The organism is Kitasatospora sp. NPDC004615 (assembly GCF_042873545.1).
In the GTDB taxonomy this organism is placed as follows: domain Bacteria; phylum Actinomycetota; class Actinomycetes; order Streptomycetales; family Streptomycetaceae; genus Kitasatospora.
In genome coordinates, this window is the sequence record NZ_JBIALQ010000002.1 from 696220 (window position 1) to 717542 (window position 21323).

Below are 21323 nucleotides of genomic sequence, written 5' to 3' on the forward strand. Positions count from 1 at the left end.
CGGCATCACCCCGCCCGTTGCTGCCGACGAGCCCCCGAACAACGACTCCTGACACGGCGTCACCCCGCCCGTTGCCGCGGGCAGGGCCCCACCACGGCCCCTGCCGCCAGCGCGGTGACCGCGTGCGCGGCCGAGGCCAGCGTGATGTGCCGGTGCCAGCCGTCGAAGGAGCGGCCCGCGAAGTCGCGGATGCCGACCCGGTCGGAGATCCGCTCGAAGTCCCGCTCCACCCGGTGCGTCAGCCGGGTCAGCCGGAACAGCGCGGCCGGCGGCAGGTCCACCAGGTCGGTGAGCCACAGCTCGACCGGCCGGCCCCGCGCCGGCCCGCCGAAGGCCAGCTGCAGCAGGTCCTCGCCGGGCGGCCCGAGCACCAGCCGCCCGGCCCAGGCGGGCACCCGGACCCGCAGCGACCAGACCGGGACGGCCCGCGTCCCACCGCTGTGGCCCGACCACACCACCGGACGCCAGTTCTCCCGCACGGCGGTAACCAGCCGATCCGCGGACACCCGCCCGGCCCCCGGAACGGACGCCGCGGCCTCGGCCGGGACGAGCGGGAGGCCCCCGTCGATCCTCGCCAGCACCGGCATCCGGGCGGCCCGCAGCCGGCGGACGGTCCGCAGCCCGTCCGCGTCCCGGGCGTCCAGCACCACCGGCCGCACCGGCAGACCCCAGCGGCCCGGCAGGCCGAGCACCGCCTCCAGCGCGCAGTCGCCGAGGGTCTCGGCGTCCACCCCGTCCGGGATCAGCGCCCGGCTGCGCCGGGGCTCGTTGTCCAGCCAGGCCTGCGGCAGGTGCAGCCGCCAGTTGACCGGGCAGGTCAGATCCCCGGAGGCGGCCCAAACCCCCACCGCCTGCTGGACGTTGCACACCTGGCCGAGGGCGGGCACGAACCGCCGGTCCACTCCGACCAGGTGCTGCCCGGCCCTGGGGACCACCATCGGGCGCACCACGTACGCCTGCGGCGGCGCGACCCGGGCCAGGTACTGGGCGAGCGCCTGCCGGACGGGCACCCAGTCCCAGGTGGAGCCCGCGACGAAGTGGTGCAGGCTCTGCTCGGCCCCGGCGCCGCCGACCACCGCGGCGATGTTGCGGATCGTCTTGCGGCCGCGGGCGTCGATCAGGCCGCGCACGTACTGCGCGCCCTTGTCCCGCTGGTCGCTGCGGCGCAGGGACGCGAACAGGACCGGGCCCAACTCGTCGAGCAGGGCCCGGCCGACGGTGCCGACAACCGGCGCGCCGACGGTGCCGGCAACCGGCGCGTCGCCCCCGCTCAGGGCATCCCGCACGTGCAGGGCGAGACCGCTCATGGAACCCCCTCGACCGGACGGATGACTGGTACGTGCCTCATCGAACGCTAGGCACCCGAAGCGCCTGCGCGTAGGTGTCCGGCGCACCGGCCTGCCGCACCCGATGGTGGTCCGGCCACCGCCACCCGCCGCACGACCCGGTCGAACACCCCTCCGGCACTCTCCATCCGGTGGCCCGGGCACCATCCGCACCATACGACCGTGCCCGCACCACCGATGACACCCACAAAACGTGATGATGAGTCAACTCTCCCCGGCATACGCTTCGCTGGTTGAGCACCGCCTGCCGGCGCAGGACAAGCCTCCGCCGCAGCCGAGACCGGAGGCACCGCGTTGAAGCCCAGCACCACCCCCACCGCGAAGGTCGACTTCTACTTCGACCCGGCCTGCCCCTTCGCCTGGATCACCTCCCGCTGGATCCTCGAGGTCCAGCAGCTCCGCGACCTGGACCTCAGGTTCCGCGTGATGAGCCTGTACGTGCTGAACGAGAACCGCGAACTCCCGGACTGGTACCGAGAGTTGGTGGACAACTCGCTCTCCCTCACCCGGATCTGCACCGCCGCCGCGGCACAGCACGGCGAGGAGGTGCTCGCGCCCCTGTACACGGCCCTGGGCACCCGCATCCACAACGAGGGCACCAAGGACTTCGCGATCGTCGCCGGCCAGGCCCTCGCCGAGCTCGGCCTGCCCATGGAACTGCTCGCCGCAGCCGAAACCGACCAGTGGGACGAGGCCCTGCGCAAGAGCCACCACGAGGGCATGGACCCGGTCGGCGAGGACGTCGGCACCCCCACCATCCACATCGACGGGGTGGCCTTCTTCGGGCCGGTCCTGAACTCGATCCCCCGCGGCGAGCAGGCCGCCGCCATCTTCGACGGCGCCCGGGCCCTCGCCAACTTCCCGGACTTCTTCGAACTGAAGCGCACCCGCACCGGATCGCTCAGCTTCGACTGACCCGCAGCCTTTTGTACCCACCAGCAGAAGGAGACCGCCCGATGACCGCCACCATGACCGCCGGGGAGTTCCTGGCCCTGCACACCCGCACCGAGCCCGCGGACCCGCTGGTCCTCCCCAACGTCTGGGACGCCATCAGCGCACGGGCGTTCGCGGACGCCGGCTTCACCGCGCTGGCCACCTCCAGCTCGGCCGTCGCCGCCGCACTCGGCTACCGGGACGGCGAGGACACCCCCGCCGACGAGATGTTCGCCGCGCTCAAGCGGATCACCCGCTCGGTCGACGTCCCCGTCACCGCCGACATCGAGGCCGGCTACGGCCTCGCCCCCGCCGAGATCGTCGAACGCCTGCTGGAGGCCGGGGTGATCGGCTGCAACCTGGAGGACTCCACCGCCGCCACCCGCCAGCTCAAGGACCCCTCCCAACACGCCAGTTGGCTCGCCGAAGTGCGCTCCGCCGCCGGCGACCGCCTGGTCCTGAACGCCCGGGTCGACACCTTCCTGTTCGGCGACCACGAGGTCGAATCCGCCGCCGCCCGCGCCGCCCTCTACATCGACGCGGGCGCCGACGTCATCTACCCCATCCTCGCCCCCGAATCCGCCCTCCCCGCCCTCGCCGCCGCCATCCCCGCCCCCCTCAACGCCCTCTGCCACCTCGACACCACCACCCCCACCCACCTCGGCACCCTCGGCGCCTCCCGCGTCACCTACGGCGGCTCCCTCCAGCAACACTCCGCCACCACCATCACCACCCTGGCCCAGCGCCTCGCCCCGCAGTAACCCCCACCCCACTGGCCCTCCGCCTCGTTCGGGACGGAGGGCCAGTGGCCTGTGGGAGCCGCGTCAGCGCCGGTACGCGACCAGGTAGGAGGTGTAGCTGATCACCGACGGCACCGGGACATTCAGCGCGCCGGCCGACTCGGTCAGCATGTCCTCGTCGCCGAGGATCCTGCCGGTGGCCGGGTCGATGATGAACGTGTACCGCGACGGCAGGCCGCTGCGGGCCGATTCCGCGGAGACCGCCTCGCCCAGCCGGCCTGCCCGATCGACCACCGTCCCGTCGTGGCGCAGGCCGGGCAGTGCGGCGATCAGCCGGAGCACTGCCGCGCGCTGCCCCGGGCTCAACGCCTGGGCGCGGAGCAGTCCGCGGAGCGCCTCGGCCGCGCCGGCGGGGTCGTCGACAGCGGGAGTGGACCGGCGGAGCACGGCTCGCAGGGCATCCGGGTCCGCCGGGACGGGATCGGGATAGAGCCCCCGTTCGTGGGGCTCGGTCTTTCCTTTCTCCCCTTCGAAGGCTCGGGTCAGGGTGCCGGAACCGTCGGCATGAATCACGACCTTGCGGTCCTCGGCCATCACCCGGGAGGACACCCTGTTGCCGTCGATCCGGGTGAACAGGCTCCACTCCTTCCACTCCAGGACGGCGTCCGGGCCATCCGGCTCGGACAGCGCCGCCGTCCGCTGCGCGATCTCTTCGAGCAGCTGGGGTGCGGGAGTTGTCGTCGCCGGCGCCTGGTAGCTCAGCAGCGGCGGAGTGACGGCATGGGCGGTGCTGGCGGTGCCGCCCGGCAAGAGCCCGAAGACGAGTGCGGCCGCGGCGCCCGCCGCCAGCGCCCCGAGCGGGACGAGCAGCCGCTTGCGCCGCAGAACCGGGACGGCGGGCCGGGGCACGGCGGCGTCCGTCCGGTCGGCCAGGACGATCTTCTCCAGGTCCCGCTGCCGTCGAGCCGGGTTCCCCACCAGGTCGGCGGCAGGATCGCTGTCGGCGAGCAGGGCTTTCACGCTGTCAACCGTTCGCACGGTTCACCTCCAGGACGGTCGGCCTCGCGGAGTCGAAGTCGGGTGACACGGACTCATTGAGTGCCGCGCGAAGCCGGCGCCGGGCCCGCAGCAACTGCACCGAGAACGTTGCCGGGTTACAGCCGAGAGACCTGGCCGCCTGCCGGACACCGAGGCACTCCCAGGCGATCAGCGCCAGCACTTCGCGATCCCGCTCCCCCAGACGCGCCCACGCGGCATGCGCCCCGTCCCGAGCGGCCACCTCCTCGGCGACGTCGGGCGCGGGCGGCAGGGGCTCGGCCTCCCACCGCGCGGCCAGCCGCTCGGCCCGGCCCCGCCCACGAAGGTGGTTGGCCACCACGTTCCGCGCAACCCCGTACAGCCACGGCAGCGGGTCGGCCGGCACCTCCGCCCAGCGCCGCCACGCGACGACGAACACCTCGGCCGCCAGATCGTCCGCACTGTCAGCACCCGCCCGCCGCCGGACGTAGCGCAGCACCGCCGTGTGCTGCTCGTTGAACAGCACGCCGAACTCCTCAGCCACACCCACCGCTCCCCCTGTCCTCGGCCTCCGTCCTGTCTGTGTCCGGCACCCCGCCGGTTCTTACGCCAAGGCCGGAGAATTCTCCACCGACGGACAGTCATCACCTCTGCCCGGACGGAGCTTCCTCATGCTCGGCTACGTCCTGGCCCTCGCTTCGAGCACCCGACGCAGGAGCCGCAGCGGGTGTTCCGGTCGTACCGCTCGCTCCGGAACGATCCGACAGCGGTGCGGCCTGCCCGCCGCCTCAGCCGACGTTCACCCCGTTCGGGCCGAGCTGCAACGCGTCCCTCGCCGCCCGCACCGCCTCCCGCACCCGCGCGGCGCCTGCGCGGGTGACTCCCGCGCCACCGCCGACGGCCGGGGCGCGGCGGGTGGCGAGGCCCGCGCAGGGGCGGCAGATGCCCGGTTCGGGGACGGGATCGTTGCACTTGGTGCACTCGGGGCGGTGGTCGACTGCGGGGCGGACGTCCGGATGAGCCGGGGAGAGTTTGCGTTCAAGTCGGTTGCGGAGAATAGCTGTTGGGGAGTGCAGCGGAACGGGGAGTCCGGGCAGCAGGGCGCGGGCGAGGTCGGCGGGGGTGGCGCCGTGCTCCAGCCACTGGGCGACCAGCGGCGCGAGGGTGCGGGCCTCGGATTCGCCGAGGCGCAGGCGCGGTTCGGGCCGAATCACCCGGTACAGGACGGCGATCGCCGCGCGGGTCTGTTCGTCCGGCACCGGCGGGGTTTCCCCGGGCGGCTCGGCCGCCGCCTCGACGGCTGTCGCTACGGCCGGGAGGGTGGGTTCTTGGTCCCGGTTCTTTAGAAGGGTGTCAGCACCGCCGGTATTCGCCTCACCGGGTTCCGGACGGGTGACACTCGGCTGCCACGCGAGCTGCGACACCGGCTTTAGGAGATCTTCCAAGACAGCGCCCTGACCTGCAACGATGCAGGCCGCACCCGCCTTGACCTGCAAAGACTCCGGGCTGAGGCCGGACGTACCGGCTGACGAGGTGCCCGTCAGCGCAGAGAACGCACCATGACGGCGTAGAGCGGGGCGTCCTCGAAGGGTCGGTGCTCGCCGACCTTCTCGTACTTCCACTGCTCGTACAGGGCCTGTACGCGGGGGTGCGTCACGTCGACGTAGAGCACGGCCAGGGCCTCCGGGCGATTCGTCAGCAGAGCTTCGTGCGTCTGTTCCGCAATCCCCTGCTTCCGCCAGGCGGGACGCACCATGACTTCGGAGACGGCGAACGTCGATGTCTCTGCGGGCTCCGGGACGAGGTGCTGGCGCCACCACTCGCGGCCGGGTTCCGTCGGGGCACCGTAGGAGAAGCCGATGGGCTCAGCGCCGTCGAAGGCCATCACGCAGCTGTAGCCAGGCAGGTTGGTCCAGTGCTGGGCGAACCACGGGAAACGCTGGACGAAGGGGTCGTCGGCCTGGTCCTGGTAGGCGTCGCTGTGGACGGCGATGAGGGTCTGCCGGTGATCGTCCGGCAGGGCTCCGGCTTGGAAGTGGCGGAGGGCTATCGTCACTGCATCTCTCCCTGGGCGCGTACGCGGTCAGTCCACTCTCGCGTAACCGCCGCGTCCGGCGCCAGGGTGATCAGCCCCCGGTGGAAGTCGCCGAGGAGGCTGCGCAGCCGCGGGGGAAGCGGGTCGGTGCCCATCAAGGTGTAGACCTGAGAGGCGGTCTTGTACGCCTGGTCGAGGTCGTCCTGCCCGAGCTGCGCGAGGGCGAGCCGGGCGGTGGCCAGGCTGCGATTGCGGCGGAACTGGGGCGGGATGCCCGCGATGGCGTGGTGCGAGGACCGTTCGGACTCGGGGTTGTCGCCGAGTTGCTGGTGGACGACGGCGCTCAGGGCGGCGAGTTCGGCCGGCCCGTAGAAGGTGATCCATGACGGGCGGGGGCGGTCGTCGGCCCGGTGGAGGGAGTCGTTCGCGTGGCCGAGGGCGCGGACCGCGGCTTGCCGGTCGCCGGCGGCGGAGAGCGCGATGGCGGATCGGGCGTGCGCGAGGGAGGCGAGGAACGGGTCTCGGCGGGTGGCCTGGGTGGACTGTGCGGCCTGTGCGGCGGCCAGGGAGTTGGCCGGGTTGTTCCGCTGGTAGCCGATCATGGCCAAGAGGTTGAAGGCGCGGAAGGTCGTCACGGGGTCGCCGGCGAGCCCGGCCAGGCGCAGGGTCCGGTCGAGGAGCTGCTCGGCGTGGCCGAAGGACCGGGAGTCGATGGCGGAGAAGGCCGCGGTTGCCGTGTACTCCGCCGCGAGGCCGTACAGGCGCTTGCGGACCGACTGGCCGACGGCGCTTCGCTGCAGGTGCAGAGCCTGCTCGGCACCGGCCAGTGAGGCCGATTCGAGGGAGCCGTGTCCTCCGCGGTGATCGTCCAGGGCGGTCAGGGTGTCGAGGCTGACGCGGAGCCGGTCGACGTCGGAGTGGCCGACGAGGCGCGGAGGGGCGGAGGCCGCGATCGGGAGAGCGGCGGAGGCGGCGAGGAAGTTGCGGCGGAGCACGGGGTCCTCCGATGGTGCTTGGCGCGCTTCAGCGCCAAGGGGCGGGATGAAGCCGAGCTGCTCGGGTGTGCGGTCGAGGGCACGGGTGAGTGCAGCTCGGATTCTGCCTTGAGGCCACTTGCTCTTGCCGGACAGCCAGTTGGCCACTGTCCTGACCGTCACGGTGCCGGGGCATCCGAGTTCCACGAGCTCGTGGTTGACCAGGCGGGCGAGATCGGGCCGGGTGATGCCTCGATCGGCCATGAGAGCGCGTAGTTCGGCGTTGTCCCCCATGCGCTCAAAGTAGCTCGGCGGATACTTTGCGCGCATGGCGAAGGGTAAAGGGGGCGCCAAAATTTCCCTCTCGACAACACGGGAGGGTGGCTGTTTTTCACTCCCCTCCCATCCGGCATGGGAGTTGACTGACCGTCAGACAGCGGAAGTACCACGCCTACGGAGTGCCATCGATGATCGGCGCGAAGGCGTGGCCTACCGGTTCCGTCACCTCAAGGAGAGTCCCCATGCTCGCCGACAGACCACAGAGCACCGCCCAGGACGGTGGTCTCCCGCTCACTCCCGCGAACAGCTGCTTCTCCGTGTCGCAGAGGGAGTTCGTGGCTGAGCTGCAGTCCGCGGGGCTCGCTCGGCATTGGGTGAGGGGGGTTCTTGAGGAGCACAGCTGGACGGCTGCCACCCCGGCGGTGGACGACCTCGTGGTGATCGTGTCCGAGCTGGTCACCAACGTGGTGCTGCACGCATCGGTGCCCGGCAAGGACGTGCTGGTGCGTCTGCGACGGGTCGAGGACCGCTGCCGGATCGAGGTGCTGGACGGGCGACCGGACCTGCTGCCGCCGACGGACCTCCATCCGTCCGAGGAAAGGGGCCGGGGCCTTCTTCTGGTGCGGGGCCTGTCGGCGGACATGGGCGTGGAGAGATCGGGAGGGGACAAGGTCGTGTGGGCCGAGGTACACCCCCAGGGACCGTTCGGGGCGGCGGCGTGACGGCACGCCGGTGGACGTTGGCGAAGCGTGCACTCAGCATGTCGAGGTCTTCGCGTTGACGCTGCTCGTGGACAAGACGGCGTACGTGTTCTCGGCAGGGGCCAGCACCGGGGCGGAGCCCCGCCTGCCGGGCCGACTGCGGCCCACCGTGGCCGTCTGACACGGCACACGATCTGGCGGGCCGCGCGCCGACGGCGGACCGGCCTGGAGTAGGAACGCCCGGCGTCCCCGGTACAGAAGCGCCGCGCTCGCCGCGGCCGACGAATAGGAGTTGCGATGACCGCCACGGCGGAAACGACCGGCCAGTCCTCTCCCGAGCAGCTGCGCACGGCCATGGTCGAGGCGCTGCGGTCCAGCGGTGCGATCCGTACGGACCGGGTGGCGGCAGCGCTGTTGGCCGTGCCCCGGCACGTGTTCGCCCCCGAGGTGCCGATCGCGGAAGCGTACGAGCCCGAGCGGGCACTGGTGACCAAGCGGGACGAGCACGGGCTCGCGCTCAGTTCGGTGTCGGCCGCGCGGATCCAGGCGCAGATGCTGGAGCAGGCGGACGTGCAGCCGGGGATGCGGGCGCTGGAGATCGGCTCGGGCGGCTACAACGCGGCGCTGATCGCCGAACTCGTCGGCCCTGCCGGCGAAGTAGTCACCGTCGACATCGACCCATTCGTCACCGCCCGCGCCGAAAAGTACCTGACCGAGGCTGAGTACGAGCGGGTGCGGGTGGTCCTGGCGGATGGCTCCGAGCCGGTGGAGGGCGGCCCGTTCGACCGAATCATCGTCACGGTCGGGGCGTGGGACCTGCCGCCGGCGTGGACCGGAGCTCTCGCCGAGGGCGGCACGATCACCGTGCCGCTGCGGATGCGCGGGCTGACCCGCTCCATCACCTTCCGCCGGGAGGGCGCGCGGCTGGTAAGTGTGTCCGCCGAGGTCTGCGGCTTCGTCAAGATGCAGGGCGCCGATGCGCACGACGAGTTCCTGGTGCTGCCGCGCGGCACCGAGGAGGTCGGCCTGCGGTTCGACGAGCTGGCCCGGCCGGACACCTCCGGCCTGGCCGGGGCTCTGGGGCAGCCGCGGGTGGAGCTGGCCTCCGGGGTGACGGTCGGCAACCGGGAGCCCTTCGACTCGCTGTACCTGTGGCTGGCGTCCTCGCTGCCCGGCTTCGGGCTGATGTCCGTCGACCCGAAGCTGGACACCGGGACGGTCGCCCCGGCGAACCGGATGGCGTGCCCGGTGACCGTGGACGGCGGCAGCCTCGCCTACCTCTCGCTCAAAAAGGTGGACGAGGACCCGGCGGTGTTCGAGTTCGGCGCGCACGGCTTCGGCCCCGACGGCGAGCGCCTGGCCGCCCTGATCACCGACCAGGTGCAGGTCTGGGACCGCGACTACCGCGCCGGCGACGGCCCGGTCTTCACCGCCCACCCGGCGGGCACGCCCGACGACCGGCTCCCGGACGGGCTGGTCATCGACAAGACCCACGTCCGGCTCACGATCTCCTGGCCGTAACCCGCGGTCAGGTCCTGCACCACCGACTCCACGGAGGAAGCACCATGACCACTTCCCTCACCGGCGCCGTCGCCGCGGGCGACTTCGACCTCGACGTGACCATCGTCGAGGGCGCCGACCCGGTGGCCGCGCTGCTGCGCGACACCGATGACAACTGCGGCAGCACCTGCGGCGGCAGCGCCTGCGCCTCGGGCAGCGGCAACGTCTGACCGCACCCCTCTCCCCGTGTGACCTGGGCCCGGCGTGCGGCGCCCTGGTGCGCGCCGGGCGCTGGGCCGACGCCTACCTCCACCTCAAGCAGTCCACCGCCCCCGGCGACCGCCTCTTCGAGGCCCGCCAAGTCGCCGCCGTCGCCATGGCCCTCGAAGGCCGCACCGCCTTGGCCCGCGCTCTGGCCCGCGACACCGCCGCCGAAGAGCCATGGGAACACGCCGTCGCCGCCGCTCTGACCACCGCGTGCACGCTGCTCGACGGCGACCCGGCCGCCGGGCAGACCGAGGCCCTGCTCCGTACCCACGCCGCCGTCACCCCGCGGGAGGGCAGCGCGGTGTTCGACACCCGGCTCGCCCTGACGGTCGCCGACCTCGCCACCGCCGCCGGCCAACTCCCGCACGCCGCCCGCGTCTACATCACCGCCGTCGCCCAGACGCTCGCCAAACCCGAGGGCTACAGCGCCCGCGACCTCGAACGCCACCGCCTCGCAGACGGCCTCCCTGCCGAACAGCGCCGCCAACTGGCAGCCATCGCCGCCGACTCCGGCGTCGGCGGCCCGGCCACCCTGACGACCGACCACGACGACCGGATCACCGCTGCCCTCGCCCTGGCCGCCGCCGTCATCACCAACGCCGCCGCCAAGTCCCTCTCGCCGTCGCGGGCAGTCCCACCCTGGCATGTGTACTGAATGTGTACCGGGACGTCGCAGGCCCCCCGCCCCGAGGGGTGGAGGGCCTGTGGCCTGCGGTCACACTCGTGCCCCAGACAGGAATCGAACCTGCGACACCGGCTTTAGGAGAGCCGTGCTCTATCCCCTGAGCTACTGAGGCGGGCCATGCGTCCCCCACAGCGTAGCGGATCGTCCCCACCCCATGGCCCGCCGTTTGCCGCCGCTGCCGATGGCGGGGGACGGGTGCGCGGTGTGGGCTTACGGTGGATTTGTTCGTTCTTGTGTCAGATTCGACCTCCCCGGAAGGCGCCGACCCGTGACCTCCTCTTCTGAGCCTCAGACTCCGTTCGGTGGCCTCGGCCGGATCCTGGTGATCATTCCGACCTACAACGAGGCGGAGAACGTCGAACGGATCGTCTCCCGGGTCCGGACCGCCGTGCCGGAGGCCCACGTGCTCGTCGCCGACGACAACAGCCCGGACGGGACGGGCAAGCTCGCGGACGGGCTGGCGGAGGCCGACGAGCAGGTGCAGGTGCTGCACCGGAAGGGCAAGGAGGGCCTCGGTGCGGCCTACCTGGCCGGGTTCCGGTGGGGGATCGAGAACGGGTACGACGTACTGGTCGAGATGGACGCGGACGGCTCGCACCAGCCGGAGGAGCTGCCGCGGCTGCTCACCGCGCTCCACAGCGCGGACCTGGTGCTGGGCTCGCGCTGGGTGCCGGGCGGTGCGGTGGTGAACTGGCCGAAGTCGCGGCTGCTGCTGTCGAAGGGCGGCTCGACGTACTCCCGGCTGATGCTGAACGTGCCGATCCGCGACGTCACCGGCGGCTACCGGGCGTTCCGCAAGGAGACCCTGCTGGGTCTCGGGATGGACCAGGTCGCCTCGCAGGGCTACTGCTTCCAGGTCGACCTGGCCTGGCGGGCCGTCAAGGCCGGGTTCAAGGTCGCCGAGGTGCCGATCACCTTCGTGGAGCGCGAGCACGGCGCGTCGAAGATGAGCCGCAGCATCGTGGCGGAGGCCCTCTGGCGGGTCACCGCCTGGGGCGTCTCGGACCGGGTGGCCCGGCTCACCGGGAAGCGCTGAGCGTTCCGACCCGCCAGGCCGGCCCGACGGAGGTTTCGGTGTGACAGAGCCACCACGTCCAGCAGACCGGCACCCCGGCCGGTGGACGTCCGCCAGGGCCCGGGCGGCCCGGGTGGCCGCCTCGGCGAAGGGTGCCCCCGAGCGGATTCCGCTGCTCGGCCGGACGGCCGGTGAGCTGCTCCGGGTCAACCTGCTGGACAACGCGACCCGACTGGCGGCCCAGGCGTTCCTGTCCGGCCTGCCCGCACTGCTGGTGGTGGCGGTGTTCGCGCCGGCTGCCGTCAAGCGTGGCCTCACCAGCTCGCTGCGCACCCAGCTCGGCCTGCAGGGAGCCGCCCAGCAGCAGGTCGAGCAGCTGATGAACACTCATCCGGACGGCGCCGCACAGGCGTTCGGGGCGGTCGGCGTGCTGGTCACGCTGGCCTCCGCGACAGCGATGAGCCGGGCGTTCCAGCGGGTCTGCGAACGGGCCTGGGAGCTGCCGCGCCACAGCACCCGGCTGGCGCTGTGGCGCTGGGTGGTGTGGCTGCTGGGCTGGCTGGTGTTCCTGGTGATCCAGGTGCCGTTGCGCAAGGGGTTCGGTGCGGGCCTGTGGCTGGGCCTGCCGCTGACCTTCGTGGTCTCCACCTGCGTCTGGTGGTGGACCCAGCGCCTGCTGCTCGGCGCCCGCATCCGCTGGGCCCCGCTGCTGCCGGGCGCGGTGCTGTGCGGCTTCGCGCAGGTCGTCCTCGGGGTCGCCTCGCAGGTGTACCTGCCGCACGCGGTGTCGGCATCGATTGCCAGGTTCGGCCCGTTCGGCCTGGTGTTCACGCTGCTGTCCTGGCTGATCGTGGTGTTCACGGCGATCACCCTGGCCCTGGTGCTGGGCAGGGTGATCGCCGAGGAACCGTCGGTGGCCGCGCGACTCAGCCGAGGCGCGTCAGCCGGGAGGTGATGGACGGCGGGGCCAGGTCCTTCTGGAGGGTGACCGGGACCTCGACCCGGTCGGCGCCGTCGCCCGCCGACAGCGTGCCGACCTGGGTGCCGGCCGACAGGGTGTGGGCGATCTTGCCGATCGGGGTGAGCGTCAGGTGCGCGGTGATGCCGGACCAGCCCGCCACCGTCAGGTCCTTGGCGGCGACCACCGGGACCTTGCCGCCGATGCCGTCGTCGACGTAACCGACCACGTCACCCTGCTTGGCCAGGGTCTGCCCGGTCAGCACGGACTGCGCGGCCACGTTGATCTTCTGGCTGACCGGCTGGGCCGCGGTCACCAGGTCGTACCCGGGGGTCACCGGCTGGCCCAGAGTGACGCCGACCAGGGTCCGCTTGACGCCGCCGATCTCCTTGACCGCCGCCCACATGAAGCAGGACTGCGCGGGGGAGGACGAACCGGTCTTGCCGCCGATCATGCCGTTCTTTCCGAGCAGCTTGTTGGTGTTGTAGATCCGCTGGTTGTTGAACTTGGTGTCGGGCTCGGCGATGACCTGCCGGAAGACCTCGTCCTTGATCACTACCTCGGCCAGCTTCAGCTGGTCCTTGGCGGTCGACTTGGTGTCGTTGTTGTACCCGGCCGCGTCGGCGTACGTGGTGTTGGTCATGCCGAGCTGCTTGGCGGTGTCGTTCATCTTCTTGACGAACGCCTCCTCGCTGCCGGAGTCCCAACGCGCCAGCAACCGCGCCACGTTGTTCGCGGACGGCAGCATCAGCATCTCCAGTGCCTCGTACTGGCTGAGCTGCTGGCCCTCCGTCAGGGTCACCCTCGACTCGTCGGTGTTCGTCGACTCCGACGCGGACTGCTTGTCGACCGTGAGCATCGGGCCGGCCTGGCCCTTCTTCAACGGGTGCGCCTGCAGGATCAGGTAGGCGTTCATCACCTTGGTGACGGACGCGATCGGCACCGCCTTCTCCTCGCCGGACGCGCCGAGATCACCCACCCCGATCACCTCCGCGGCGGCCTGCCCCGTGGTCGGCCACGGGATGTTCAGCTGCTCGCCCTGGAACGTGAACGAGTCGGCCAGCCCGAGCTTCGCCTTCGGCGCGGGCAGCGGACGCAACAGCTGCGCGGCCGACAGCACACCCAGCACCACGGCCAGGAAGACGCCCCAGATCAGCACCCGCTTCATCGCCCGCCGCAACGGGCTCACCGGCCGGGCGCTCAGTGCCTTCAGCACCTCCAGCGCCTCGACGGTGCTCTCCGGCCCGGCCGGAACGGGCTCGGCGACCGCGACGGGCGCGACGGGCGCAGGCGCGACCGGCACCGGCGCGGGGGCGGCAACGGGCGCGGGCTTCGGCGCGGGCGCGGACTTCGGCGCGGGCTTCGGGGCCGGGGCCGGGGCCGGCTTGGGCGCGGCGGCCTCGTCCTTGGGCAGCCGCAGCATGACGGTCCGCTCGGGACTGTCCTTCTCCGCCCGCAGGTTCATGGTCGGGTCGGGCTTCGCCGGAGTGTCGCCCTCCGGCTCCTCGGCCTTCCCGATGCGCAGCGTCATGGTGAGCTCGGGCCCGGCGGGAGCGGACTCCTCCTCGGGAGCCTCCTCCTCGGCCTCCGGCTCCTCGACCTTCGCCATACGCAGCGTCATCGTCGGCTCGGGCCCGACCGGAACGGACTCCTCGTCCTCGGTCTCCGGCTCCGCCGCCTTCTCCATGCGCAGCGTCATGGTGAGCTCGGACCCGACCGGAGCCGACTCCTCCTCGGGAACCTCCGGCTCCTCGACCTTCGCCATACGCAGCGTCATCGTCGGCTCGGGCCCGACCGGAACGGACTCCTCGCCCTCGGAAGCGTCATCAGCTTCGGCCTCAACCTCGCCCTCGGGCTCGTCCTCGGAAGCGACTTCGGCCTCGGCCTCGTCCTCGTCCTCAACCACGTCCTCGGGCTCGTCCTCGGAAGCGGTCTCCTCTTCCTTCTCCTCCCCCGCCTCCGCCTCCTTCGGCTCAGCAGCAGTCACCCGCCCGAGTCGTACGGCCGGAGCCTCGACGGTGAGCGCGGCGCCGGCTTCGGGCAGGTCGAGGTCGGTGCCGGGCTCGGACTTGCTCGCGGCGTCGGTCTCGCGGGCGCGGAGGTGCACAGTGGAGCCGCCCTCGCGAGGAGCTCGCTCCTCGGCCTCGGCCGGCCGCGTCCTGTCGTCGCGCGGCTCGCTCTGCGGGGACTCGCCCACGTAACCCACTCCTCCTCGTCCGCCCCGGCGGTTGCCGGTCCGATCACACAAGCTGGTTTTTTTCGGGCGGGTTCTCGACCCGCCCGGGTACCTGTACAGTCTCCGGCACCGTGGCCGCGATGGCCTGCCGCACCCCGCCCCACCGGCGGTTTTTCCTGCCGGTGAAGCCGTCTGCCGGATCAGACGCGGGGGTGTCGAACGGTGGTTCCAGCCTGCCCGAGCAAGGTCACGATTCGGAGGCGTACTCGACAAGGCTGTGTGAGAGGCGTCACCCTGTCATTCATCCACGCGGGGAGGCTTGGATGGGCAGGAGCCGCAGAACTATTCCCGAGGAGCTGTTGCTGCTCGCACTGGACCCGGCCACGGGTACCACCGCGCAGCCGCAGACCCTCGACCTCGGACTTGCCGGGGCGCAGCTTGTCGAGCTGTCCCTGGCCGGAAGGATAGTCCCGGACGGGGACCGGATCGCCGTGGTGGTGCCACGGCCGACCGGTGACCCGACGTTGGACCATGCGTTGGAACTGTTGCGCAGGCGTGGCAGTCCGGTGCGCGCCGCGCACTGGATCGGCGGGCCGCGCCTGGGCCTGAGGCAGACGTACCTGGCGCACCTGGAGCGGTGCGGCATGGTGACGGCGGTGCCGGGTCAGGTGTGCGGTGTGCTGCCGACGACCCGTTACCAGGCGTCGGACGACTGCACCAACGCGGCGATCAAGCAGCGGCTGGACACCGCGATCCGCACCGGCGTTCCGCCGGACCCGCGGACGGCGGCACTGGCGGCGCTGGCGCACGCGGTGGGTCTGGGCAAGCACCTGTACCCGGGCAACGAGGGGCGGTCCTCACGCTCCCGGCTGCGGGATCTGATCAGGTACGACCCGCTGGGCGGAATGGTGGCCCATGCGGTGATGGACGTGCAGAACGGTCTGCCGGCCCAGCAGGGCAGGTCGGCGCCCGCGGGTTCGCGGGGTCCGGCCGGTCGGCCCGCCGCCGCGGGGCGGGGTGTGGCCAGCCGGGTGGGCGCGCGATGAGCGGCGTACGCCGTTAGCGTTCGATGCGGTTCGAGGGCGGTGGGGGCCGGGGGGGGGCCCCCGGCCCCCCCCCCGGGGGGGGGGGGGCCCCCCGGGGGGCCCGCCCCGCCCCCCCCCCCGCGCGGGGGGGGCCCCCCCCCCCCGGGGGGCGGGGGGGGGGGGGGGGGTGGGGGGGGGGGGGGGGGGGGGGGGGGGGGGGGGGGGGGGGGGGGGGGGGGGGGGGGGGGGGGGGGGGGGGGTGGGGGGGGTGGGGGGGGGGGGGGGGGGGGGGGGGGGGGGGCCCCCCCCCGGGCCCCACCGCCTTTGGGCGTTCTCTCCCGGCGGGCGTTTTCCCGGCGCCGCGTCAAGTGTCCTGGGGCGCAAGGAATGCCCTTTAGCGCGTGGGGCGGGTGGTCCGCAAGTACCCCCATCCCGATTGAGCTATTTTCCGATGATCTGTTCTACCGTGCTGCCTCGATTCCCGGGCGTGGACCGCGGTTGAGGTGGCATGCTGCTCAGCGTCAGGGGGTTGGTACCAATTACCGCACTGTTGCCAGTAGTAGGGCCGGAGGTCGATGTGTCCGCCAGCGTGAATCCGACGGTTCGCCGCCGCAGGCTCGGCGCCGAGCTCCGGCGGCTGCGCGAGCTCAGGGGGATGACCGCCGAGGAGGTGGCCGGCCGCCTGATGGTCTCCCAGTCGAAGATCAGCCGACTGGAGAACGGCCGCCGATCGATCAGCCCGCGCGATGTGCGCGACCTGTGCGAGGTCTACGAGGTCGAGGACGAGCGGGTCCGCAACGGGCTGATGGAGATGGCCAAGGAGTCGCGCCAGCGCGGTTGGTGGCACGAGTTCGGGGACATCCCCTACAGCGTGTACATCGGACTGGAGGCGGAGGCCTCGTCGATCCGGGCTTACGAATCCTCCTTCGTGCCGGGGCTGTTGCAGACCCGGGAGTACGCGGAGGCGGTGGTGGCCGGCACCCAGCCGGACACCGATCCGGCGGCGATCCACCGCCGGGTGGAGGTGCGGCTCAAGCGCCAGCTCCGGATACACGGTGACGACCAGCTCGGCAGCCTGTGGGTGGTGGTGGACGAGGCGGTGCTGCGCCGCCAGGTCGGCGGGCCGCGGGTGATGGCCGAGCAGCTGTTCCAGCTGGTCGAGCTCGGCGAACGACCGAACATCAACCTGCAGGTCATACCGTTCAAGCACGGTGCCCACCCCGGGATGACCGGGACATTCTCCCTGATGGAGTTCCCCGAGTCAGCGGATTCCACAGTCGTCTACTTCGAAGGAGTGACGGCCGATCTCTACTTGGAGAAGGAAGCCGACGTACGCCGCTATACCAATCTCTACGACCACCTGCGAGCCGCGGCGATGAGTGTCACGGAAAGCCGGTCGATGATCACCGATTTGGCAGAGGAGTTCATGAAATGAGCAAGGCCATCGAGACCCTGACCTGGCGCAAGAGCAGCTACAGCGGCGGCAACGGCGCGTGCGTCGAGATCGCCGTCCCGACTTCTGCCTCTGTCGCGGTCCGGGACTCCAAGGACCCGCACGGCGCGCAGCTGCACTTCTCCAACGAGAGCTGGGCGGCTTTCGCGGCGGCTGCCGGCACCGGCGCCTTCGGCGAGGTCTGATCCACGGCTCCCTGCACAACTCCCGGTGCCCGTCGCTCCCCCGCGGCGGGCACCGTCGTACCGAGGAGCGTCAACTGCCGACGGGGTAGCGGGTGTTCCAGCCCTCGGTGCCGTGCAGCGCGGGGCCGTGCAGCAGTTCCAGCACCAGGTCGTCGGCGAGTTCCAGGATCGTGCCGCGGCCCTCGAGTTCGGCCAGCAGCTCGGGCGGCAGCGCGGTCTCGCCGTGCAGGGCGCCCAGCAGGTTGCCGCAGATGGAGCCGGTGGAGTCGCTGTCGCCCGAGTGGTTGACGGCCAGCAGCAGGCCGCTGCGGACGTCCTCGGCGACCAGGGCGCAGTACAGGCCGATGGCGAGCGACTCCTCGGCGGTCCAGCCCTCGCCGAGCTGCTCGACCCGTTCGGCGGACGGCACGCCGGCCCGGACGGCGTCCAGCGCGGCCCGCAGCGCGGCGGTGGTCTCCTCGTGGCCCGGCCGCTCGGACAGCAGCGCCAGGGCGAGGTGGACGCCCTCCTCCAGGGTGCCGCCGCGGGCCACCGCGTGGACGATCACCGCGAAGGCCCCGGCGGACAGGTAGCCGGTGGGGTGACCGTGGGTCAGCACCGAGCACTCGACGGCGAGTTGGAACACCAGGGCCGGGTCCCAGGCGGTGAGCAGCCCGAACGGGGCGGCGCGCATCACGGTGCCGCAGCCCTTGGAGTTCGGGTTGCGCGGCTCCTCGACGGTGGCCGGCGGCCCGTCCCCGGTACCGGCCAGACCGGACAGGCAGGCGTTGCCGGGGGCCCGGCGTTCGTACAGCCACTCCTCGCGGCCCAGCCAGCCGAGGTCCTTGCGGCGCTCGTCCGGGCCCCAGTCCTGCTGGGTGGCGTACCAGCGCAGGTAGGCGCGGTGCACGTCGGACGGCGGGTGCCAGGCTCCGGTGTCGCGGCCTATGTGGGCGCGGATCAGGCCGTCGACGGTGAACAGGCTCATCTGGGTGTCGTCGGTGACGGCGCCGCGCCGCCCGTAGGCGGGGACATAGCCGGTGACGCCCGCCTCGCCGTGAGTGGCGCGGATCTGCCCCAGCCGTTCGAACTCGATGCCGGCGCCGAGGGCATCGCCGATCGCGCCACCGAGCAGACAGCCCCGCACCCGGCTGCGGAAGTCCTGCTGCTGGGCGCGTGACCACAGGGGCATCACGGGTGGGGGCCTTTCGGTCGGCGGGCGTCGGACAGCAGACGCACTGTATTCGAAGGCCCGGCCGAAACCGCCGGGCTCCACCGAACATCCATCCGCCCGACAGGCACTAGTGCCGCGGCAGGCAACTTTTGCCCGTCAAGGAGCGGCCCGAGGCGCCCGGCTGGGCGTGCCGCCGAAGCGCCCTCGTACTGGGTGTACTTGGGTGCTTTGGCGGTGCGTCCAGGCGGGATGCATCGGGCCGCGACGGGGCAAAGGTTGCCTGTTGCGGCACTAGTCCAACACGGGCAGCAGCCGCGGCAGGTGTCCGTCCGAGGCGAGGGCCGCCGCGCGGCGTTCGGCGGGCACCTGGCCGTAGTCGGTGGTGCGCTGCCGGGCGGGGCGGCCGGCCAGGGCGGCGATCGCCTCCAGGTCGCGGACCGACTTGTAGGAGCCCCAACCGGAGCCCGCCATCCGGGAGATGGTCTCCTCCATCAGCGTGCCGCCCAGGTCGTTGGCGCCGCTGCGGAGCATCTCGGCGGCGCCCTCCGCGCCGAGCTTCACCCAGCTGGTCTGGATGTTGGGGATGTGCGGGTGCAGCAGCAGCCGGGCCATCGCGGTCACCGCCCGGTTGTCGCGCGCGGTCGGACCGGGCCGGGCGATGCCCGCCAGGTACACGGGGGCGTTGGTGTGCACGAACGGCAGCGTGACGAACTCGGTGAACCCGCCGGTGCGCTGCTGGACTTCGGCCAGCAGCCGCAGGTGGCCCAGCCAGTGCTTGGGGGTGTCGACGTGCCCGTACATCATGGTGGACGAGGAGCGCAGGCCCAGTTCGTGCGCGGTGCTGACCACCTCCACCCAGGTCGCGGCGGGCAGCTTGCCCTTGGTGAGCACCCAGCGCACCTCGTCGTCGAGGATCTCCGCGGCGGTGCCGGGGATGGAGTCCAGGCCGGCCTCCTTCGCGGCGGCCAGCCAGTCGCGGATCGAAAGCCCGGTGCGGGTGGCGCCGTTGACCACCTCCATCGGCGAGAACGCGTGCACGTGGATGCCCGGCACCCGCTGCTTCACGGCCCGGGCGATGTCGAAGTAGGCGGTGCCCGGCAGGTCCGGGTGGATGCCGCCCTGCATGCACACCTCGGTGGCGCCCACCTCCCAGGCCTGCTCGGCCCGTTCGGCGACCTGGTCCAGCGACAGGGTGTACGCGTCGGCGTCGGTGCGGCGCTGCGCGAACGCGCAGAACCGGCAGCCGGTGTAGCAGACGTTGGTGAAGTTGATGTTCCGGGTGACGCAGTACGTCACCTCCTCGCCGACCGTGTCGCGGCGCAGGTCGTCGGCGATCCGGCACAGCGCGTCCAGCGCGTCCCCGTCGGCCTGGAACAGCGCGAGGGCCTGGTCGTCCGTCAGCTTCGTCGGGTCGTCGGCGGCGGTGGACAGTGCGGCGCGGACGTCGGCGGGCAGGCGGCTCGGGGCGGGGACGGCGACCTGTTCGCGCAGCGACTCCCAGTCGCCGTAGACCTCGTCGAAGTCGGAGCGGCGGTCGCCGGTGCGTCCCTCGGTGTCGACGGTGCGGAACAGGTCGGTGCGGCCGCCGCCGGTCATCGGCTCGTCGGGCTCCTGCCAGGGCAGGCCGGCGGGGCGGCGGCCCTCGACGGCCAGGCCGGTGGCCGGGTCGGCGAGCGCCCGCACGTGCGGCAGCAGCCGGGGGTCGAGCCAGGGCTCGCCGCGCTTCAGGTACTCGGGGTAGATCGTCAACCGCTCGCGCAGCAGGTACCCGGACTCGGCGGTCCGTTCGGCCAACTCTTCGATGTGCGGCCAGGGGCGTTCCGGGTTGACGTGGTCGGGCGTCAGCGGCGAAATGCCGCCCCAGTCGTCGATGCCCGCGCCGATCAGCAGCGCGAACTCGGCGTCCACCAGGTTCGGCGGCGCCTGGATCCGGGCGGCCGGGCCGAGCACCAGCCGGGCCACCGCCACCGCGGCCGCCAGCTCGGACAGTTCGGCGTCCGGCATGGCCCGCATCGCGGTGTCCGGCTTGGCCCGGAAGTTCTGCACGATCACTTCCTGCACGCCCTGGTAGGCGCGGGCCACCTTGCGGATCGCCAGCAGCGACTCGGCCCGCTCCTCGAAGGTCTCGCCGATGCCGATCAGCACCCCGGTGGTGAACGGCACGGCGCTGCGCCCGGCGTCCTCCAGCACCCGCAGCCGCACCGCCGGCTCCTTGTCCGGGGAGCCGTGGTGCGGGCCGCCGGGCTCCGACCAGAGGCGGGTGGCGGTGGTCTCCAGCATCATGCCCATCGACGGGGCGACCGGCTTGAGGCGCTGGAAGTCCGTCCAGGACAGCACGCCCGGGTTCAGGTGCGGCAGCAGCCCGGTCTCCTCCAGCACCCGCACCGCCATCGCCCGCACGTACGCCAGGGTGTCGTCGTAGCCGTGCGCGTCCAGCCACTCGCGGGCCTCGGGCCACCGGGTCTCGGGGCGGTCGCCGAGCGTGAACAGGGCTTCCTTGCAGCCGAGTTCGGCACCCCGGCGGGCGATCTCCAGCACCTCGTCCGGGGACAGGTACAGCCCGTGGCCGTCCTTGCGGAGCTTGCCGGGCACGGTGGCGAAGGTGCAGTAGTGGCAGCGGTCCCGGCACAGCCTGGTCAGCGGGATGAACACCTTGCGCGAGTACGTGATGACGCCCGGACGGCCCGCCTGCTCCAGCCCGGCGTCCCGGATCCGCGCCGCGAACCCGCACAGCTCCGCCAGGTCCGCGCCGCGCGCCTGGAGCAGCACCGCCGCCTCCGCGGCGTCCAGCGCCACCCCGTCACGGGCCCGGCGCAGCGCACGCCGCATCGCGGTCGGGGTGGGCGAGGAAGGGGCGGGCAGCGGGGGCTGGTGGCTCATG

20 protein-coding genes and 1 tRNA gene are annotated in these 21323 nt (G+C 72.3%); 11 read left to right on the forward strand and 10 right to left on the reverse strand.

Going from position 1 to position 21323, the window contains the following annotated elements; all coding sequences use genetic code 11:
- Positions 1–59: 59 nt before the first annotated feature.
- Positions 60–1307, reverse strand: a complete 1248-nt coding sequence (locus ACFYS8_RS10000) for an IS701 family transposase (protein ID WP_387638339.1) — start codon at positions 1305–1307, stop codon at positions 60–62.
- 333 nt (positions 1308–1640) lie between these two features.
- Here ACFYS8_RS10000 and ACFYS8_RS10005 point away from each other — a divergent pair, with 333 nt between their 5' ends.
- Together ACFYS8_RS10005 and ACFYS8_RS10010 are read left to right on the forward strand one after the other, a co-directional pair.
- Entirely contained in the window at positions 1641–2261 is a 621-nt protein-coding gene (locus tag ACFYS8_RS10005; protein ID WP_387638341.1) for a DsbA family protein, read from the forward strand.
- Positions 2262–2302: 41 nt separating this feature from the next.
- On the forward strand, positions 2303–3040 hold the full coding sequence (locus ACFYS8_RS10010) for an isocitrate lyase/phosphoenolpyruvate mutase family protein (RefSeq protein WP_387638344.1): 738 nt from the start codon (positions 2303–2305) through the stop codon (positions 3038–3040).
- A gap of 63 nt (positions 3041–3103) precedes the next feature.
- Here the strand turns inward: ACFYS8_RS10010 and ACFYS8_RS10015 are convergent, their stop codons facing one another.
- The 5 genes from ACFYS8_RS10015 to ACFYS8_RS10035 form a co-directional block, all read right to left on the reverse strand.
- Complete coding sequence (locus tag ACFYS8_RS10015) at positions 3104–4057, reverse strand: CU044_5270 family protein (RefSeq protein ID WP_387638347.1); 954 nt, start codon at positions 4055–4057, stop codon at positions 3104–3106.
- Positions 4044–4580: an RNA polymerase sigma factor gene (locus ACFYS8_RS10020; RefSeq protein WP_387638349.1), complete on the reverse strand. Its 537-nt coding sequence runs from the start codon at positions 4578–4580 to the stop codon at positions 4044–4046. Before ACFYS8_RS10020 ends, ACFYS8_RS10015 begins: the two co-directional genes overlap by 14 nt.
- Before the next feature lie 244 nt (positions 4581–4824).
- Positions 4825–5295 carry a hypothetical protein gene (locus tag ACFYS8_RS10025; protein ID WP_387638352.1) on the reverse strand — a complete coding sequence of 157 codons (471 nt, stop codon included), beginning with the start codon at positions 5293–5295 and terminating at the stop codon, positions 4825–4827.
- Positions 5296–5576: 281 nt separating this feature from the next.
- Entirely contained in the window at positions 5577–6092 is a 516-nt protein-coding gene (locus tag ACFYS8_RS10030; RefSeq protein WP_387638354.1) for a GNAT family N-acetyltransferase, read from the reverse strand.
- Positions 6089–7066 carry a hypothetical protein gene (locus tag ACFYS8_RS10035; protein WP_387638356.1) on the reverse strand — a complete coding sequence of 326 codons (978 nt, stop codon included), beginning with the start codon at positions 7064–7066 and terminating at the stop codon, positions 6089–6091. The genes ACFYS8_RS10030 and ACFYS8_RS10035 overlap by 4 nt, the downstream gene beginning before the upstream one ends.
- A 500-nt stretch (positions 7067–7566) precedes the next feature.
- Here ACFYS8_RS10035 and ACFYS8_RS10040 point away from each other — a divergent pair, with 500 nt between their 5' ends.
- From ACFYS8_RS10040 to ACFYS8_RS10055, 4 genes are all read left to right on the forward strand, one after another.
- Positions 7567–8046 carry an ATP-binding protein gene (locus tag ACFYS8_RS10040; RefSeq protein WP_387638359.1) on the forward strand — a complete coding sequence of 160 codons (480 nt, stop codon included), beginning with the start codon at positions 7567–7569 and terminating at the stop codon, positions 8044–8046.
- Positions 8047–8322: 276 nt separating this feature from the next.
- Entirely contained in the window at positions 8323–9546 is a 1224-nt protein-coding gene (gene fxlM, locus ACFYS8_RS10045; RefSeq protein ID WP_387638361.1) for a methyltransferase, FxLD system, read from the forward strand.
- Positions 9547–9590: 44 nt separating this feature from the next.
- Positions 9591–9755, forward strand: coding sequence for an FxLD family lanthipeptide (locus ACFYS8_RS10050; protein WP_387638363.1), 165 nt, complete (start codon positions 9591–9593; stop codon positions 9753–9755).
- A 47-nt stretch (positions 9756–9802) separates the two neighbouring features.
- On the forward strand, positions 9803–10447 hold the full coding sequence (locus tag ACFYS8_RS10055) for a hypothetical protein (protein WP_387638365.1): 645 nt from the start codon (positions 9803–9805) through the stop codon (positions 10445–10447).
- 69 nt (positions 10448–10516) lie between these two features.
- Here ACFYS8_RS10055 and ACFYS8_RS10060 read toward each other — a convergent pair.
- Positions 10517–10589: transfer RNA gene (locus tag ACFYS8_RS10060), tRNA-Arg, on the reverse strand.
- A 156-nt stretch (positions 10590–10745) separates the two neighbouring features.
- Between ACFYS8_RS10060 and ACFYS8_RS10065 the strand changes: the two genes are divergently transcribed.
- Both ACFYS8_RS10065 and ACFYS8_RS10070 read left to right on the forward strand, forming a co-directional pair.
- Positions 10746–11513, forward strand: a complete 768-nt coding sequence (locus ACFYS8_RS10065) for a polyprenol monophosphomannose synthase (protein ID WP_387638368.1) — start codon at positions 10746–10748, stop codon at positions 11511–11513.
- A gap of 40 nt (positions 11514–11553) precedes the next feature.
- Positions 11554–12447, forward strand: a complete 894-nt coding sequence (locus ACFYS8_RS10070; protein ID WP_387638371.1) for a YhjD/YihY/BrkB family envelope integrity protein — start codon at positions 11554–11556, stop codon at positions 12445–12447.
- Here ACFYS8_RS10070 and ACFYS8_RS10075 read toward each other — a convergent pair.
- On the reverse strand, positions 12419–14647 hold the full coding sequence (locus ACFYS8_RS10075) for a hypothetical protein (protein WP_387638373.1): 2229 nt from the start codon (positions 14645–14647) through the stop codon (positions 12419–12421). The genes ACFYS8_RS10070 and ACFYS8_RS10075 overlap by 29 nt on opposite strands.
- Positions 14648–14949: 302 nt before the next feature.
- Between ACFYS8_RS10075 and ACFYS8_RS10080 the strand changes: the two genes are divergently transcribed.
- The 3 genes from ACFYS8_RS10080 to ACFYS8_RS10090 all read left to right on the forward strand — a co-directional run bounded on the left by ACFYS8_RS10080 (position 14950) and on the right by ACFYS8_RS10090 (position 17289).
- Entirely contained in the window at positions 14950–15672 is a 723-nt protein-coding gene (locus tag ACFYS8_RS10080) for a GPP34 family phosphoprotein (protein ID WP_380479496.1), read from the forward strand.
- Positions 15673–16228: 556 nt separating this feature from the next.
- Entirely contained in the window at positions 16229–17086 is an 858-nt protein-coding gene (locus ACFYS8_RS10085) for a helix-turn-helix domain-containing protein (protein WP_387638375.1), read from the forward strand.
- Positions 17083–17289: a DUF397 domain-containing protein gene (locus ACFYS8_RS10090; protein ID WP_387638378.1), complete on the forward strand. Its 207-nt coding sequence runs from the start codon at positions 17083–17085 to the stop codon at positions 17287–17289. Before ACFYS8_RS10085 ends, ACFYS8_RS10090 begins: the two co-directional genes overlap by 4 nt.
- Before the next feature lie 70 nt (positions 17290–17359).
- Here the strand turns inward: ACFYS8_RS10090 and ACFYS8_RS10095 are convergent, their stop codons facing one another.
- Together ACFYS8_RS10095 and ACFYS8_RS10100 are read right to left on the reverse strand one after the other, a co-directional pair.
- Complete coding sequence (locus ACFYS8_RS10095; protein WP_387638380.1) at positions 17360–18460, reverse strand: ADP-ribosylglycohydrolase family protein; 1101 nt, start codon at positions 18458–18460, stop codon at positions 17360–17362.
- Between the two features lie 273 nt (positions 18461–18733).
- Complete coding sequence (locus tag ACFYS8_RS10100) at positions 18734–21322, reverse strand: bifunctional FO biosynthesis protein CofGH (protein WP_387638382.1); 2589 nt, start codon at positions 21320–21322, stop codon at positions 18734–18736.
- Position 21323: the final 1 nt, after the last annotated feature.